General features: G+C 72.6%; 15 protein-coding genes. 12 read left to right on the top strand and 3 right to left on the bottom strand.

Annotation, left to right across the window (positions count from 1 at the left end):
• The first annotated feature begins 118 nt into the window (after positions 1-118).
• From AB0B20_RS22310 to AB0B20_RS22285, 6 genes are all read left to right on the top strand, one after another.
• Positions 119-1,759, top strand: coding sequence for an ABC transporter ATP-binding protein (locus AB0B20_RS22310; RefSeq protein ID WP_357473055.1), 1,641 nt, complete (start codon positions 119-121; stop codon positions 1,757-1,759).
• Positions 1,756-3,120, top strand: a complete 1,365-nt coding sequence (locus AB0B20_RS22305; protein WP_357381454.1) for an ABC transporter permease — start codon at positions 1,756-1,758, stop codon at positions 3,118-3,120. Before AB0B20_RS22310 ends, AB0B20_RS22305 begins: the two co-directional genes overlap by 4 nt.
• Before the next feature lie 2 nt (positions 3,121-3,122).
• Positions 3,123-4,403, top strand: a complete 1,281-nt coding sequence (locus AB0B20_RS22300; protein WP_357381456.1) for an ABC transporter permease — start codon at positions 3,123-3,125, stop codon at positions 4,401-4,403.
• A gap of 93 nt (positions 4,404-4,496) precedes the next feature.
• On the top strand, positions 4,497-5,207 hold the full coding sequence (locus AB0B20_RS22295) for a cytidine deaminase (RefSeq protein WP_357381458.1): 711 nt from the start codon (positions 4,497-4,499) through the stop codon (positions 5,205-5,207).
• Positions 5,208-5,369: 162 nt separating this feature from the next.
• Positions 5,370-6,650, top strand: a complete 1,281-nt coding sequence (locus tag AB0B20_RS22290) for a thymidine phosphorylase (protein ID WP_357473052.1) — start codon at positions 5,370-5,372, stop codon at positions 6,648-6,650.
• Positions 6,651-6,738: 88 nt separating this feature from the next.
• Positions 6,739-7,419: a DUF4272 domain-containing protein gene (locus AB0B20_RS22285; protein ID WP_357381462.1), complete on the top strand. Its 681-nt coding sequence runs from the start codon at positions 6,739-6,741 to the stop codon at positions 7,417-7,419.
• A gap of 6 nt (positions 7,420-7,425) precedes the next feature.
• Here AB0B20_RS22285 and AB0B20_RS22280 read toward each other — a convergent pair whose 3' ends face one another.
• Both AB0B20_RS22280 and AB0B20_RS22275 read right to left on the bottom strand, forming a co-directional pair.
• Positions 7,426-8,277, bottom strand: coding sequence for a putative RNA methyltransferase (locus AB0B20_RS22280; protein ID WP_357473049.1), 852 nt, complete (start codon positions 8,275-8,277; stop codon positions 7,426-7,428).
• 3 nt (positions 8,278-8,280) lie between these two features.
• Positions 8,281-8,754 (bottom strand): MarR family transcriptional regulator, encoded by a 474-nt coding sequence (locus tag AB0B20_RS22275; protein ID WP_357381466.1) that lies wholly within the window; start codon positions 8,752-8,754, stop codon positions 8,281-8,283.
• A gap of 57 nt (positions 8,755-8,811) precedes the next feature.
• Between AB0B20_RS22275 and AB0B20_RS22270 the strand changes: the two genes are divergently transcribed.
• The 4 genes from AB0B20_RS22270 to AB0B20_RS22255 are packed head-to-tail and all read left to right on the top strand — an operon-like array spanning position 8,812 to position 11,547.
• Positions 8,812-9,438, top strand: coding sequence for a hypothetical protein (locus AB0B20_RS22270; RefSeq protein ID WP_357381468.1), 627 nt, complete (start codon positions 8,812-8,814; stop codon positions 9,436-9,438).
• On the top strand, positions 9,426-10,001 hold the full coding sequence (locus tag AB0B20_RS22265; protein WP_357381470.1) for an NAD(P)H-dependent oxidoreductase: 576 nt from the start codon (positions 9,426-9,428) through the stop codon (positions 9,999-10,001). The genes AB0B20_RS22270 and AB0B20_RS22265 overlap by 13 nt, the downstream gene beginning before the upstream one ends.
• Positions 9,998-10,420: a PPOX class F420-dependent oxidoreductase gene (locus tag AB0B20_RS22260; RefSeq protein WP_357381472.1), complete on the top strand. Its 423-nt coding sequence runs from the start codon at positions 9,998-10,000 to the stop codon at positions 10,418-10,420. Before AB0B20_RS22265 ends, AB0B20_RS22260 begins: the two co-directional genes overlap by 4 nt.
• Before the next feature lie 50 nt (positions 10,421-10,470).
• Positions 10,471-11,547: an adenosine deaminase gene (locus AB0B20_RS22255; protein ID WP_357381474.1), complete on the top strand. Its 1,077-nt coding sequence runs from the start codon at positions 10,471-10,473 to the stop codon at positions 11,545-11,547.
• Here the strand turns inward: AB0B20_RS22255 and AB0B20_RS22250 are convergent, their stop codons facing one another.
• The gene (locus tag AB0B20_RS22250; RefSeq protein ID WP_357473046.1) at positions 11,548-11,961 is read right to left on the bottom strand and encodes a hypothetical protein; all 414 of its coding nucleotides are present in this window, start codon (positions 11,959-11,961) and stop codon (positions 11,548-11,550) included. It lies immediately after the preceding gene.
• Positions 11,962-12,346: 385 nt separating this feature from the next.
• On the opposite strand from AB0B20_RS22250, the gene AB0B20_RS22245 reads away from it, so the two are divergent.
• Entirely contained in the window at positions 12,347-15,985 is a 3,639-nt protein-coding gene (locus AB0B20_RS22245; RefSeq protein WP_357473044.1) for a nitrate- and nitrite sensing domain-containing protein, read from the top strand.
• A complete protein-coding gene (locus AB0B20_RS22240) occupies positions 15,982-16,386 on the top strand; it encodes a roadblock/LC7 domain-containing protein (protein ID WP_013283992.1) in 405 nt (134 codons plus the stop codon). Before AB0B20_RS22245 ends, AB0B20_RS22240 begins: the two co-directional genes overlap by 4 nt.
• Positions 16,387-16,422: the final 36 nt, after the last annotated feature.

Raw genomic sequence — 16,422 nt, 5'->3', positions numbered from 1 at the left:
TCCGCCGGCCCCCACGGTGCGATCATCGGCAGCGGGGGCCGGCGGACACCAGGTTTGACGATCCGGCCGTCCCGGCGCAACGGGGAAGGTACCCCCGGCGCCGGGGCGGCCGATCAGCTTGACTCCCCCCGACATCCCCACCCGGCGTGGTGGCGGCGCGGCAGGTCGCTACGCTGCACCATCGCTCGCACTCCAGGAGGTTGCGCTGAGACTCGAACTGCGCGGCATCACCAAACGGTTCGGTGATCTGGTCGCCAACGACCAGATCGACCTGACGGTGGAGCCTGGAGAGATCCACGCCCTGGTCGGCGAGAACGGCGCCGGCAAGTCGACCCTGATGAACGTGCTCTACGGCCTCTACCAGCCGGACGAGGGCGAGATCCTGGTCGACGGCAAGCCGCTGAAGCTGAAGGGCCCGTCGGACGCGATCGCCGCCGGGATCGGGATGGTGCACCAGCACTTCATGCTGGTGCCGGTCTTCACCGTGGCCGAGAACGTGATGCTCGGCGCCGAGCAGGTCAAGGGGCCCTTCGCCGGGATCCTCGACCGGCGGCGGGCCCGGCGCGAGGTCGCCGAGGTGTCCGAGCGGTACAACCTGCGGGTCGACCCGGACGCGGTGATCGAGGACCTGCCGGTCGGCATCCAGCAGCGGGTGGAGATCGTCAAGGCCCTCACCCGCGACGTCGACCTGCTGATCCTCGACGAGCCGACCGCCGTGCTCACCCCGCAGGAGACCGAGGAGCTGCTCACGGTCATGCGGTCGCTCAAGGCCGCCGGCAAGTCGATCGTGTTCATCACCCACAAGCTGGGCGAGGTGAAGGCCATCGCCGACCGGATCACCGTGATCCGGCGCGGGAAGACGGTCGGCACCGCCGAGCCGAGCGCCAGCCGGGACGAACTGGCCGCGCTGATGGTGGGACGCAGCGTCCGGCTGACGGTGGACAAGAAGCCGGCCACGCCGGGCAGGCCGGTCCTGGAGGTCGCCGGCCTGGTTGTGGACGACGACCGGCAGGTACGCGCTGTCGACGGCGTCGACCTGACAGTGCACGCCGGTGAGGTGCTCGGCGTGGCGGGCGTGCAGGGCAACGGCCAGATCGAGCTGATCGAGGCGATCATGGGCCTGCGCCCGACGCTCGCCGGCACGATCAGCCTCGACGGCGAGCCGACGTCCGGCTGGTCGACGAAGAAGGTGCTCCACGCCGGCGTCGGCTACGTGCCGGAGGACCGCAGCGTGGACGGCCTGGTCAAGGAGTTCTCCGTGGCGGAGAACCTGGTGCTGGACATCTACGACCGGCCGCCCTTCGGCAAGGGCCTGTCGCTCAAGCCCGAGGCCATCGCGAAGTCGGCCCGGGAACGGATCGAGCAGTTCGACGTCCGTACCTCCTCGGCCGACGCGGCGGTCGGCACGCTCTCCGGCGGCAACCAGCAGAAGGTGATCGTGGCGCGGGAGCTGTCCCGGCCGCTGAAGCTCTTCATCGCGGCCCAGCCCACCCGGGGCGTGGACGTCGGCTCGATCGAGTTCATCCACAGCCGGGTCATCCGCGAGCGGGACATCGGTACCGCGGTCATGGTGGTCTCCAGTGAGCTGGACGAGGTGATCGGCCTGGCCGACCGGATCGCGGTCATGTACCGCGGCCGGATCATCGGCATCGTCGGCCCGGACACCCCGCGTGAGGAGATCGGCCTGCTGATGGCCGGCATCACCCCGGACGCCGCCACCGCTACCGACGACGGCCCTGGCAACGAGGACGAGGCATGACCAACCCGAACCCCGTCTCGGGCTCGCCGGACAAGGAACCGGCGACCGAGGCGCAGGAGTCGCTGAGCGAGGCCCGGGCGACGCCGACGCAGCCGGCCGGTGACACCGAGCAGACGGTCCCGGCCACCGCGACCGCCAAGAAGCCGGCCCCGCCGGGCGAATCCCGCCGCGACATGGGCCGGATGTTCCTGGACAACCTCTGGGCGGCCAACACGGTCACCGTGACAGTGCTCGCGGTGCTGCTGGCCATGGTGGTCGGCGCGGTGCTGATCATCGTGTCCGACCCGGAGGTGCTCGCCACCTACAGCTACATCACGGCCCGCCCCTCCGACGCGCTGAACGCCAGCTGGACGGTGGTCAGCGAGGCGTACGCGAACCTGTTCAAGGGCGCGATCTTCGACCCGGACGCGGTCGGCTTCACCGCCGCCATGAGCCCGATCTCGGAGACGCTCACCTACGCCGCGCCGCTCGTCTTCACCGGCCTGTCGGTGGCGCTCGCCTTCCGCGGCGGCCTGTTCAACATCGGCGCCCAGGGTCAGGCGACGATCGCCGTCATCCTGGCCGCCGTGGCCGGCTTCGCGCTGCCGCTGCCGCCCTTCGTGCACCTGCTGGTGGCGCTGATCGCGGGCGCGCTCGGCGGCGCGCTCTGGGGCTTCATCCCCGGCATTCTCAAGGCCCGGGCCGGCGCGCACGAGGTGATCAACACGATCATGCTCAACTACGTGGCGGTCTACTTCCTGTCCTGGATCATCGTCCAGAACGGGGTGCAGAACCCGAACCGGTCGGACGCGATCAGCAAGCCGGTCGACTCCTCCGCGCAGCTGCCCCGGCTGCTCGGCGAGGACCTGCGGGTGCACGCCGGCATCCTGCTCGCGGTGGCGGCCACCTGGTTCATCGCCTGGCTGCTCAACCGCTCCACGCTCGGCTTCGAGCTGCGGGCCGTGGGCGCGAACCCGGACGCGGCCCGGACCGCCGGCATCAGCGTCACGAAGACGTACGTGCTGGTGATGGTGCTCGCGGGCATGCTGGCCGGTCTCGGCGGTTCGACCATGGTGCTCGGCACCACCGCCACCGCGCTGACCCCGCTGGTGATCGCGCAGATCGGGTTCGACGGCATCCTGGTCGCGCTGCTCGGCCGCGTGAAGCCGTGGGGCGTGCTGCTGGCGGCGCTGCTGTTCGGCGCGCTCCAGGCCGGCGGCAACCGGATGCAGTCCTACTCCGGCATCTCGCTGGAACTGGTCACCGTGCTCCAGGCGCTCATCGTCATCTTCATCGCCGCGCCTGCCCTGGTGAAGACGATCTTCCAGCTCCGGGCGGCCCGCGCCGCCCGGTTGCAGACGAGCCTCGCGAAGGGCTGGTGAGCATGTCCACCACCGCTGTCCCCGAGGTCGCCGTTACCGCGGTCGACGAGGGTTTCTGGACCCGTAACCGGAAGATCGGCGCGGTCCTGCTGGCGCTGGGTGTGCTCGCGGCGGTGCTGTTCGGCGCGCTCGCGACCGACCAGCACGCGCGGTTCACGCTCAGCGAGACCGAGGGCGGGGCCGCCCTGGAGATCAACGGCACGGTCGGCGCGATCCTGTTCGGGCTGATCACCGCCGGGGCCGGAGGCGCGCTGCTGGCCGGCGTGCCGAAGCGCTGGTTCACGCTGCTGCTCGGCGCCGGGCTGGTCGCCTTCGTGCTGAGCTTCCTGTGCTGGCAGGTCTCCGCCGCGCCCGAGGGCCGCAACTTCATGCCGCTGGTGAACGTCGTACGCGGCACGTTCATCCTGGCCCTGCCGCTGATCTTCGGCGCGCTCGCCGGTGTGCTGTGCGAGCGCTCCGGCGTGGTCAACGTGGCCATCGAGGGTCAGCTCCTGATGGGCGCGTTCTCCGGCGCGCTGTTCGGCAGCATGTCCGGCAGCGTCTGGGTGGGCCTGGTGGCCGCCGCCGTCGGCGGCGCGTTCATCTCGTTCCTGCTGGCGGTGTTCTCCATCCGCTACCTGGTCGACCAGGTCGTCATGGGCATCGTGCTCAACCTGCTCGCGGTCGGCATCACCGGCTTCCTCTACGAGCGGCTGATGCAGACCGACGCGGCGAAGTACAACAGCGCGCCCCGGTTCGGCAACTGGGAGATCCCGCTGCTGTCCGACATCCCGCTGCTCGGCCCGGCGCTGTTCCGGGGCAACATCTTCCTCTACCTCGGCCTGCTGCTGGTGCTCGTCATCCACCTGGCGCTGTTCCGCACCCGGTGGGGCCTGCGGACCCGCTCGGTGGGCGAGCACCCCACCGCCGCCGACACGCTGGGCGTGAAGGTGCTGCGGCTGCGCTACCGCAACGTGATCCTTGCCGGTCTGGTGGCCGGTGTCGGCGGCGCCTCGTACACGCTGGCGCTCTACTCGTTCACCAAGAACATGATCGGCGGTAAGGGCTTCATCGCCCTGGCCGCGCTGATCTTCGGCCGGTGGAGCCCGACCGGCGCGCTGCTGGCGGCGCTCTTCTTCGGCTTCGCCGACCAGCTCGCCACCTACCTGGGCGCGATCGGCAGCAGCATCCCGAGCCAGTTCCTGGCGATGCTGCCGTACCTGGCGACGATCCTGGCCGTGGCCGGGCTGGTCGGCAAGGTCCGGGCACCGGCCGCCGACGGCAAGCCGTACATCAAGGGCTGACCGCCCGCCGCGACACCGATGCCCGGCGGGGCGACCCGCCGGGCATCGTCGTCTCCGGCCGCAACCGCGACCGATCGGCGTTGACTGGGCAGAATGGGGATTGTGATGGAGATCGACTGGGAGCGGCTGCGGGCCGCCGCCACCGAGGTGATGCGGCACGCCTACGTGCCGTACTCGAAGTTCCCGGTGGGCGCCGCCGCGCTCGTCGACGACGGCCGCGTCGTGGTCGGCTGCAACGTGGAGAACGCCGGCTACGGGGTCACCCTCTGCGCCGAGTGCGGCGTGGTCTCGCAGCTGCACGCCACCGGCGGCGGCCGGATCGTGGCGCTGTCCTGCGTCGACGCCACCGGTGAGCCGCTGATGCCGTGCGGCAGGTGCCGGCAGTTGCTCTGGGAGCAGGGCGGGCCGGAGTGCCTGGTCGAGGCGAAGGGCGGGCCGTTGCGGATGGCCGAGCTGCTGCCGCACGCCTTCGACGTGGCCGACATCGAGGCGGTGACCGGCGAGCACCCGGTGCCTGTGGTGCCGGACCGGCTGGCCGCCTGGCGGGGCCGGGGCACCGTGTTCGTGCATCCCGACCTGTCGGCCGGGCAGCAGGTGTGGACCGCGTACTGGGAGCGGTCGTCCGGTGAGACCGGCGCCGAGACCGGCGTGCTGGAGGAGGGCTCGACCTGGGACGACCCGGCCGGGGCGATCGAGTGGGGGCTGGCGCGGACGCCGCGCGTGGTGGTGGTGGACGCTTCGGGGACGATCTTCTGGGCTGGTGAGGGTGAGCCTCCTACGGAGATTCCGGTCCGTTGGGGTTGAGCCGGTTGAGTCGGGGTTGCGGTTGGGGCCGGGGCCGACCGCGCCCGGCTCCGGGCGGTCAGGCTTGATCCCTCCGCCGGGCACGGTCGGCCCCGGCCCGACGTGGGCACCGAACGCGGCGAGTGCGGCCGACGTTGTTGATCTATTGATGGGAACTCAAAGGTGAGTGCTTTTACGGCGGTTGATGTCATTCGGGCCAAGCGGGACGGGGGTGTGCTGAGCGACGGGCAGATCGACTGGGTGGTCGACGCGTACACCAGGGGTCTGGTCGCCGACGAGCAGATGTCGGCGCTGGCCATGGCGATCCTGCTGCGCGGCATGACCGCTCCGGAGATCGCCCGGTGGACCGCCGCCATGATCGCCAGCGGCGAGCGGCTCGACCTGTCGCCGGTGTCCCGGCCGACAGTGGACAAGCACTCCACCGGCGGCGTCGGTGACAAGATCACCCTGCCGCTGACCCCGCTGGTGGCGGCCTGCGGCGCGGCGGTGCCGCAGCTGTCCGGCCGGGGCCTGGGCCACACCGGCGGCACGCTGGACAAGCTGGAGTCGATCCCGGGCTGGCGGGCGGCGCTCACGAACGACGAGTTCATCGCCCAGCTCCGCGACGTGGGCGCGGTGATCTGCGCGGCCGGTGACGGGCTCGCCCCGGCCGACCGCAAGCTGTACGCGCTGCGCGACGTCACCGGCACCGTCGAGGCGATCCCGCTGATCGCCAGCTCGATCATGAGCAAGAAGATCGCCGAGGGGACCGGCGCGCTGGTGCTCGACGTGAAGGTCGGCTCCGGCGCGTTCATGAAGAACGTCGACGACGCCCGCGAGCTGGCCCGCACCATGGTCGAACTGGGCGGCGCGCACGGCGTACGGACCGTCGCCCTGCTCACCGACATGTCCACCCCGCTCGGCCTGGCCGTGGGCAACGCGGTCGAGGTGACCGAGTCGGTGGAGGTGCTCGCCGGTGGCGGTCCGGCCGACGTGGTGGAGCTGACGCTGGCGCTGGCCCGGGAGATGCTCGACGCGGCCGGCCTGCCGGACGCCGACCCGGAGGCGGCGCTGCGGGACGGCCGGGCGATGGACGCCTGGCGCACCATGATCCGGGCGCAGGGCGGCGACCCGGACGCGCCGATGCCCGCCGCGAACGAGGTCGAGCTGGTCACCGCCACCGAGGACGGCTGGGTCGCCGAGATCGACGCGTACGCGATCGGGGTCGCCGCCTGGCGGCTCGGCGCGGGCCGGGCCCGCAAGGAGGACCCGGTGAGCATCCCGGCGGGCGTGGTGCTGCACAAGCGCCGCGGTGACCGGGTGCGGGTCGGCGACCCGCTGTTCGAGCTGCGCGCCGAGCACGCCGAGCGGATGCCCGCCGCGCTGGCCGAGGCACGCGCCGCGGTGCGGGTGGCGCCGCACGCGCCGGAGGCGACGCCGCTCGTCGTCGAGCGGATCGGCTGAGGGCCATGGTGCCGCCCCGGTCGGAGTCGCTATCCTCCCAGGCCAGGGGGGACCGACCGGCGAGGACCCGAACAGACAGGGACTGACCGTGCGCGTACCCGCTCCCGACCCCCGGGCCGTCCGGGAGGCGAGCCTGGACGAGTTGTCCCGGCTGGGCCTTCCGCTGCCACCGCCGCAGTTCCCGCTGGTGTGGGAGCCGGACGACGAGATCGAGCTGCGTCCGACAGCGGAGATCGAGGCCCGGATAGCGGTCCTGCACGTGATCCTGGCCCGCTGCTTCGGCATGCCCGCGCAGGCGGCGATGAGCTGGCTGCTGGAGTCGCACCTGGTCGACTCGGTGACGCCGCCGGAGTGGCAGTTCGTGATGGGCGGCCGGGGTGACCACAGGTCGTTCGTGCTGCACCACGACGCCCTGTTCTCGCTGGCCTGGGTGCTCGGGCTGGCGAAGGAGCTGGACCCGACGGTGCCGGTGGACGAGCGGCTGGTCGAGCGGATGCCGAACCTGGTCGCGGGGGAGACGTTCGGCCAGTGGCAGGCCCGGATCCTGGCCGCGCCGCAGCATCCGGGCGACGCGGCGGCCCTGCTCGACCTGCACTACTGCCTGGACTGGGCGTACCTGGAGACGGAGAAGGCCGGCGGGCCGCTGCCCGGGCTGGTGGACGCCAACGCGATCGGGCAGCGCCGGTGGGCGCTGGAGTGGGCGGTGGTGCTGCGCGGGCCGTACCACGACGAGCCGCCGGGCTGGGAAGAGGTCGACCTGTCCACCTGAGCGCGGTCAGCGCGGGCGGTGCACGGTGAGCCGGACCGAGAGCGTGACCGGCACCGGTTCGGGCAGCGCGGCGATGCGCGCGGCGAGCCGTTGCGGGTCGGCGTGCCAGGCGCTCGGTCCCATCCCGACGAGCGTGGCGACCTCGGCGCGGGTCAGCGCGAGCCGGGTCCGGTGCCCGGTGGCGGACTCCTCGGTGAAGCGGGCGCCGAGGCTCCCGGCGACCCGCTCGGCCTTGTCCGGGTCCACCCGCAGCAGGTCCAGCGCGTCGACGAGTTCGGTCAGGTGGTCGGCGGCCGGGGTGACCACGAGCAGCGCGCCGCCGGGGTCGAGCACCCGGTGGAACTCCGGGCCGTTGCGCGGCGCGAACACGTTCAGCAGCACGGCGGTGGACCGGTCGGCCAGCGGTAGCCGCTGCCAGGTGTCGGCCAGCGCGGCGGCGGCCCGCGGGTGCGCCTTGGCCGCGCGGCGCAGCGCCGGCTTGGAGACGTCCAGGGCCAGGCCGGCGGCGTCCGGCAGCGCCGCCAGCACCGCCGCGAGGTAATGCCCGGTCCCGGCGCCGGCATCGACGACCAGGGGGTACGGCTCGACGCCCGCGACGCGTACCGCTGTGGTCGCGAGCGCGGCGGCGACGGTGTCGTAGTGGCCGGCGGCGAGGAAGCCGGCGCGGGCGGCGACCATCTCGGCGCTGTCCCCGGTGTGCGGGGTGCGGCCGGCGAGCAGGTTGACGTATCCCTGCCGGGCCATGTCGAAGCTGTGCCCGCGCGGGCAGCGCAGCGCGCGTGCGGTGCCGGCGGTGGTCTCGGTGAGCGGTTCGGCGCAGACCGGGCAGCGCAGCCGGTCGAGGATGCGATCGTCCACGGCTCAGTGCTCCGCAGCCGGGCGGCCGGTGAGGTGGCCGATCACGCGCTGGCTGAGCGTGCCGAGCGCGGACACCTCGGCCGGGGTGAGCCGGTCGATCAGGTGCCGGCGGACGGCTGCCACGTGCCCTGGCGCGGCGGCCTCGACAGCCCGGCGCCCGGCCGGGGTGAGCACGACGACCGAGCCGCGGCCGTCGGTGGCGCACTCCTCCCGGGTGACCAGGCCGCGTTGCTGCATGCGGGAGATGTGGTGGGACAGGCGGCTGCGGGACCAGAGCATCCGGTCTGCCAGCTCGCTGAGCCGTAGCCGCTGCTCCGGGGTCTCGGAGAGGTCGCTCAGGACGTCGTAGTCCGGCTCGGAGAGCCCGGCGTCCTGCATCAGCTCCCGGGCCAGTTCCAGGTCGAGCAGGCGGCGCATGCGGCGGTAGCCGCGCCACGCGCGGTCCTCCTGCTCGTCCAGCCAGCGCGGTTCGTCCACGAACCGATCCTACCGGTGTTGTTGACATGTCACCAAGTTGCGACCTAGGTTGATGACATGTCAACCAAACTGCCGTCCCGGCTGGTGCGGCTGTCGGCCGGCCTGGCCCTGTTCGGCGGCAGCGTCGCGCTGATGGTCCGCGCCGACCTCGGGCTCGCGTCCTGGGACGTGCTGCACCAGGGCCTCGCCGACCGCACCGGCCTGCCGATGGGCCTGCTGGTGAACGGCGTGGCGCTGCTGGTGCTGCTGCTGTGGATCCCGCTGCGGCAACGCCCGGGCGTCGGCACCGTCGCGAACGTCGCGCTCGTCGGCCTGGCCCTCGACGCGACGCTAGCCCTGCTGCCGCCGGTCGACCCGCTCGCCGGCCGGATCGGCCTGCTGGTCGCGGGCGTCCTGCTCAACGGCCTCGCCACCGCGCTCTACCTCGGCGCCCGCCTCGGCCCCGGTCCGCGGGACGGGCTGATGACCGGCCTGGCCGCCCGCGGCCTGCCACTCGGCCCGGCACGCACCGGGATCGAGGTGACGGTGCTGACGGTCGGCTGGCTGCTCGGCGGTGCCGTCGGCCCCGGCACCCTGCTCTACGCGATCGGCATCGGGCCGATCGTCGCCTGGCTCGTTCCCCGGCTCACCGCGCCGGCCCCGGCCGCCGTCCCGACAGGAGTGACCTCACCATGCCCCGCCTGAACGTCGTCGTCGCCAGCACCCGCCCCGGCCGGGTCGGCCGTCGCATCGGTGACTGGTTCGCCGCCGCCGCCGTCCGCCACGCCGGCTTCGACGAGGTACGCCTGGTCGACCTGGCCGAGATCGGGTTGCCCTTCCACGACGAGCCGCAGCACCCGTCCGAACGGGACTACCTGCACGAGCACACCCGCGCCTGGAGTGCCGAGATCGACGCGGCGGACGCCTTCGTCCTGGTCATGCCGGAGTACAACTACGGCTTCAGCGCGCCGCTGAAGAACGCGATCGACTACCTCTACCACGAGTGGCAGCACAAGCCGGTCGGCTTCGTCAGCTACGGCATGACCTCCGGGGGCCTGCGTGCGGTGCAGATGATCAAGCAGGTGGTGACCACGTTGAACATGACGCCGGTCAACGACCAGGTGGTCGTCTTCCTGCGGCAGGCGCTGGACGAGTCGGGTGAGCTGCGACCCGACCCCGGCCGTGAGGAGGCCGCCGCGCTCATGCTCGACCGGCTCGCGCGGCTGGCCGTCGCGCTCGCGCCGCTGCGGTCCGAGGTGGCGCGGTGAGCGCGGTGAGCGCCCGGCTCTGGGAGCTGTTCGGTGAGCGCGGGCGCGGGGTGCTCGCCACGCTGCGCCGGGACGGCCGGCCCCAGCTGTCGAACCTCGACTACCTGGCCGAGCCGGGTCTGATCCGCTGCTCCACCACCGGCGACCGGGCGAAGGTGCGCAACCTGCGTCGCGACCCCCGGGCCAGCTTCCACGTCACCACCGCCGACGGCGCGGCGTACGCGGTGGCCGAGGGCACCGTGACGCTCACCCGGCCGGCCGCCGCCACCGACGACGCCACGGTCGAGGAACTGGTCGAGGTCTACCGGCGGATCCGGGGCGAGCACCCGGACTGGGCCGAGTACCGGGCCGCCATGGTGGCCGACGGGCGGGTGGTCCTGCGGCTCGCGGTGGAGCGGGTGTACGGCTGGCGTCCCTGACCGGCCCGGTCGGCCGCCCGGCGGGCACCGGGGGTGACTAGGGTCTGAGCATGGTCGCAATCTCGTACGAGGACATCGTCAAGGTCCCGAAGGCGCTGCTGCACGATCACCTCGACGGCGGCCTGCGGCCCGCGACGATCGTGGAGCTGGCCGCCGAGGTCGGTCACGAACTGCCCACCACCGACCCGGCTGCGCTCGGCCTCTGGTTCACCGAGGCGGCGAACTCCGGCTCGCTGGAGCGCTACCTGGAGACGTTCGCGCACACGGTGGCGGTCATGCAGACCCCCGCCGCGTTGCGCCGGGTCGCCCGGGAGTGCGCGCTGGACCTGGCCGCCGACGGTGTGGTTTACGCCGAGGTGCGGTTCGCGCCGGAGCAGCACCTGGAGCAGAACCTGACCCTGGACGAGGTGGTCGACGCCGTCGTCACCGGCTTCCGGGAGGGCAGCGCGCTGGCCGCCGAGGCGGGCACCCCGATCCGGGTCGGCACCCTGCTGACCGCGATGCGGCACGCGGCCCGCTCGCAGGAGATCGCCGAGCTGGCCGTGCGGCACCGCGACACCGGGGTGGTCGGCTTCGACATCGCCGGCGCCGAGGCGGGCTTCCCGCCCACCCGGCACCTGGACGCGTTCGAGTACCTCCAGCGGGAGAACTTCCACTTCACCATCCACGCCGGTGAGGCGTTCGGCCTGCCGTCCATCTGGCAGGCGATCCAGTGGTGCGGCGCCGACCGGCTCGGCCACGGCGTCCGCATCGTCGACGACATCACCCCGGGCAACCCGCCGGTGCTGGGCCGGCTGGCCGCGTACGTGCGGGACAAGCGCATCCCGCTGGAGCTGTGCCCGTCGTCGAACGTGCAGACCGGGGCGGCGGCCTCGATCGCCGACCACCCGATCGGGCTGCTGCGCGACCTGCGGTTCCGGGTGACGGTGAACACCGACAACCGGCTGATGAGCGGCACTTCGATGTCGCGGGAGATGGCGCTGCTGGTGGAGGCCTTCGGCTACGGCTGGAAGGAACTCCAGTGGTTCACCATCAACGCGATGAAGAGCGCGTTCATCCCGTTCGACGAGCGGCTGCGGATCATCGACGAGGTGATCAAGCCGGCGTACGCCGAGCTGATCGGCTGATCACGACTGGCGGGGGTGGCCGGAGAGCAGCGCGGCCACCCCGCGCAGCACCTGCCCGGCCCGGGCCGCCTCGGCGCCCAGTCCGGTCTGCCGGCGCAGCACGGCTGGTTCGGCGCGCAGCAGCGCGACGCCGCGCCGGAGCAGCACCCGGGGCGCCTTGCGCTGTTCGGCGAGATCCCGGGCGAGGCGGCGCAGGAACGTCGCGCCACGCGGGCGGCGCAACGCGTACGCCCCGGCGAGCAGCCCGCGTCGCCGGCACTCGGCCACGATCTCGGCCGCGAAGATCCCCTCGGCGACGAAGATTGGCGATCCGTCGACATCGAATGGCCGGGTGGCTACCCGGCGGTCCGCGCCGATCGCATAAACCGGCACTTCGGCCTTGCCCTCACGGGCCAGTCGGGTGATTGTTTGCACCGCTGTGTCCGCATCCCAGGACAGTGGGGACTCCCAATCCACCTGTCCGTTTCGACGTGGACACGTAGGGTCATCGCCGTCCTTGTAGAAGTCGTCCAGGCAGAGCACCGGAAGTCCGGTTCGCTGGGCTATGTATGACTTTCCCGACCCGGAGGGGCCGGCTAGCAAGACGACGCGGTGCGGGTGATTCATTACCTTCAGTGACTCCGGCCAGACGGATTGCTATCAAATTGCATCAACATCTCATCACACCTCCGGCGAGGGACAACCTGGTCTTTCTCTTTGCGGAGCGGCGTGATGGAATCTCGGAGGTCCGACCCGCCGGGTCGGTCGCTCGGCGTTGCCCTCAGGGTGGCGCGGAGCGCGGTAATGCGAGGGCGGTGACGTGAGCAAACGGCCAACGACGGCGGGCTCCTTCCTGTCGCGGCTGCGCCGGCCGATGAGCCGGCTACGCGACATGCCGATCTGGTCCAAGCTCGGTCTGATCATGATCGTGCCGACCATCGCCACGGTCGTGGTGGGCACCAGTGGTCTGGTCGACCACCTGGAGACGCTCAACAATGCCAACCGGGCGGGGGATCTGGCCAACCTGATCGGCTACTCGGGTGACCTGGTCGACACCGTGCAGGACGAGCGGGTCGGCGCCGTGCTCTTCCTCGGCGCCAAGGAGTTCCAGACCCGGGCGCAGTACCAGGAGGGTTACAACCGGGCCAACCAGCGGGTGGACCAGGCGAAGTCGCCCTACCTGCGGCAGCGTGGCGAGATCGACGACCTGCCCCGCAACTTCGTCGGGCTGCTGGACACGATCGACACCCAGCTGAAGGACCTGCCGGCGACGCGCAGCCAGGTGCTGAACGGCAAGCTCAAGATCAACGATGCCGATCAGGCGTACCGCCAGCTCATCGAGGACCTGCTGACCATCCGCGACTCGGCCACCCAGCTCGCCGGCAACAACGACCTGAGTGACCGGATGCGCGCGTCGGCCGCCGTGGCCCGCCAGAAGGAATACCTGACCCAGCGCCGGGTCGTCGTCCACCAGGCGCTCACCCAGAACCAGTACACCGCCGCGCTGCGCGAGCAGTTCATCGCCAGCGGCACCGGCCAGTCGCAGTCGCTGGCCACCTTCCAGGCCGTCGCCACCGAGCCCGACAAGCTGTTCTACGAGCAGACCGTCTCCGGGCCCGACCTGCGCAAGGCCGACCGCTTCACCAGTTTCATCTCCGGCAACAACAACGGCTCGATGGAGAACGCCCCGTTCGGGTCGGACCAGTGGGACCAGACCATGGTCGCCAACGCCAAGCTGATCCGGACCGTGGAGGCCCGGCTCGACGGCAACGTGGTCCGGCAGGCCGACGCGCTGCGCTCGGACACCCAGCGCCAGGTGTTCCTGGAGACCGGCCTGCTGCTCACCATGCTGCTGCTGGCCATCCTCTTCGCCTACCTGGTGGCCCGGTCGATGGCCCGCTCGCTGCGCGACCTGCGCCAGGGCGCCCTGGCGGTGGCCCAGTACGGGCTGCCACAGGCGGTCGCCCGGCTGCGGGATCCGCAGGTGACCGGCCAGCTCTCCCCGGTCCAACTGGCCAACCAGATCGCCGAGCCGCTGCCGGTGCGCAGCAAGGACGAGTTCGGCCAGGTGACCGAGGCGTTCAACGCCGTCCACCTGGAGGCCGTCCGTACCGCCGCCGAGCAGGCCGCCCTGCGGGCCTCGGTCGCGACCATGTTCGTCAACCTGGCCCGCCGCTCGCAGATCCTGGTCGACCGGCTGATCGGCCACCTCGACCGGCTGGAGCGCGGCGAGGAGGACCCGGACCGGCTGGCCGAGCTGTTCCAGCTCGACCACCTGGCCACCCGGATGCGCCGCAACGACGAGAACCTGCTGGTCCTCGCCGGAGCGGACTCCACCCGCGTGCAGCGCGAGCCCGCCGCCCTGATCGACGTGCTCCGCGCCGCCCAGTCCGAGGTCGAGCACTACACCCGGATCGAGTTCGGCGTGATCGACCGGGACATCGAGGTCGCCGCGCACGCTGTCAACGACCTGGTGCACCTGGTCGCCGAGCTGTTCGACAACGCCACCGCCTTCTCCCCGCCGGACTCCCAGGTCATGGTGGAGGCCCGGCGGGTCGGCGACCGCGCCTCCCTCTACGTGGAGGACCGGGGCATCGGCATCAGCCCGGAGCAGATCCGTGACCTCAACGAGCGGCTGGCCACGCCGCCGCAGGTGGACGTCGCGGTCTCCCGGATGATGGGCCTGGTCGTGGTCGCGCGGCTGGCCGCCCGGCACGGAGTCCGGGTCGAGCTGCGGCCCGGCGCCGACCGGGGCACCGTCGCCGACGTGACGCTGCCGACCTCGGTCTTGGTGCCGCGCGCCCTGGCCGGCCGCGGACAGCCCGGACCGGCGCTGCCGGCCGCCGGCCCGCAGCAGAACGGCCCGGCGCCGGCCTTCGGCGCCCTGGCCGCCTTCGGCAACAACGCGCCGAGCCTGCCGCCCGCGGCGCACCCGGGCTCCTCGGGCAACCAGGTCACGCTCGGCGGACGCGCCTTCGACCCGGCGCCGCGCAACGGCGCGGGCACCCCGGCGAACGCCGCCGGCGGCGGCCGGGCCATGCCGGCCTGGTCCGACCTGACCGGCGCCAACCCGGCCGGCGGGGACGGTGGCTTCGGTCCCCGGCCCGCAAACGGCCAGTCGATGGACCCGCTGCCGCAGCGGCGCAACCCGGCCGACGGCGATCCGGGCAGCACCGGCCAGCAGCCGGCGATCCCGCGTCAGCTCCCGAGCAGCCCGGAGGCGCGGCCCTACAGCCCGCCGCCGGTCTCCGCGCCGCCCGTCCCGCCGGTGTCGGCGCCGCCGCTGCCGCCGGTCTCCGGCGTGCCGGTCTCCGGCAACCCGATGCCGTACCGCCCGGTCTCGGCCGCCCCGGTCTCCGGCGACCCGTTCTCGGGCCGTCCGGTGTCCGCGGCGCCGGTCTCCGGTGACCCGCTGCCGTACCGCCCGGTCTCGGCGGCGCCGGTCTCCGGGCACCCCGCGTCGGCCGCCCCGGTCTCCGGGCAGCCCACCTCGGGTCACCCGGCCTCCGCGCCGCCGGCGAACCAGTTGCCGACGCGCCCGATGCCCGCCCCGGGTGTCAGCGCCCCGCCGGTCTGGCCCCCGGTCGCGCCGACGCCGGCTCCGCCGGTGCCGGAACGGCCCGCCAGTGGCATGGACATGACCACCGAGCTGCCCCGGGTGCCGCGCACGGAGATGCCCGCCAACCCGCAGCCGGCGGCTGGCCAGCAGGCCGCCGCACCGGCGGCGGGCCGCCCGGCCACCCCCGCGGCGCCGGTGTCGCGCCCGGCCGCGCCGCAGCAGCCGGGCAACCGCCAGCGGTACGCGGACGAGACGATGGAGCTGCCGATCTTCCGGGAGCTGGAGTCGGCGTGGTTCCGTACCCGCCGGCCCGGGCCCAACGAGGAGGCGGCGGCCCCGGCCCCGGCGACGAACGGTGGCGCCGCCGCCACCCAGCAGTTCGCCAAGGTGGACACAGCCGGCCGGCCCGTGCCGCAGACGACACCAGCAACGACAGGTAACACACCGATGGCACACACTCCGACGGCCGGCGGAGCACCGCGTGACAACGGCGCGGCGAACGGGAACACCCGTCCGGCGTACACCGGGGGGTTGCCCACCCGGCAGCCGGCCGCGTCACCGCAGTCCTCACCGTGGCAGACCGCCGCCGACGACGGCTGGCGGGCCGCCTCGGCGGCCACCGAGGTGCCGGTCGCGGAGACCACCCAGAAGGGTCTGCCGAAGCGGAAGCCGATGGCGCAGCTCGTGCCGGGCAGCATCGAGAAGCCCTCCGCGTCGGTGCAGCGACGGACGCCGGAGGGAGTCCGGGGCCTGCTCTCGGCCTACCATCGAGGCGTGCAGCGCGGGCGTAACACCGACAGCAACACGACCGGCCCGGAGGGCACTCCGGGCGGGCAGCAGTCCTCGCAGTCTGACTCAGGCCCGGCGGCCGGGAGCGGGCAGAAGGAGCAACAAGGATGACTACTACGCAGGATCTCGGATGGCTGCTCGCCAACTTCGCCGACCGGGTGCCCGGTGTGGCGCACGCGGTCGCGGTGTCGGCCGACGGCCTGCTTCTCGCCTCGTCCCGTGACCTTCCGCGGGACCGCGCCGACCAGCTCGCCGCGATCGCGTCCGGTCTGGTCAGCCTGACCCAGGGCGCGGCCCGCTGCTTCGAGGGCGGGGCGGTGTTGCAGACAGTCGTCGAGATGGACAACGGTTTCCTGTTCCTGATGTCCATCTCGGACGGCTCGTCGTTCGCGGTGCTGGCGGCGCGGAGCTGCGACGTGGGTCAGGTCGGGTACGAGATGGCCCTGCTCGTGGACCGGGTGGGCGATGCCCTGACGCCGCAGCCGCGAACGGCTGTGGGGATGATGGGCTGAATGACGCGCTGGCCGGTGGGTCAGGTGCGGGAACGA

This window comes from Micromonospora sp. NPDC049151 (assembly GCF_040648395.1).
In the GTDB taxonomy this organism is placed as follows: domain Bacteria; phylum Actinomycetota; class Actinomycetes; order Mycobacteriales; family Micromonosporaceae; genus Micromonospora.
This window is presented reverse-complemented; position numbering and strand designations above follow the sequence as displayed.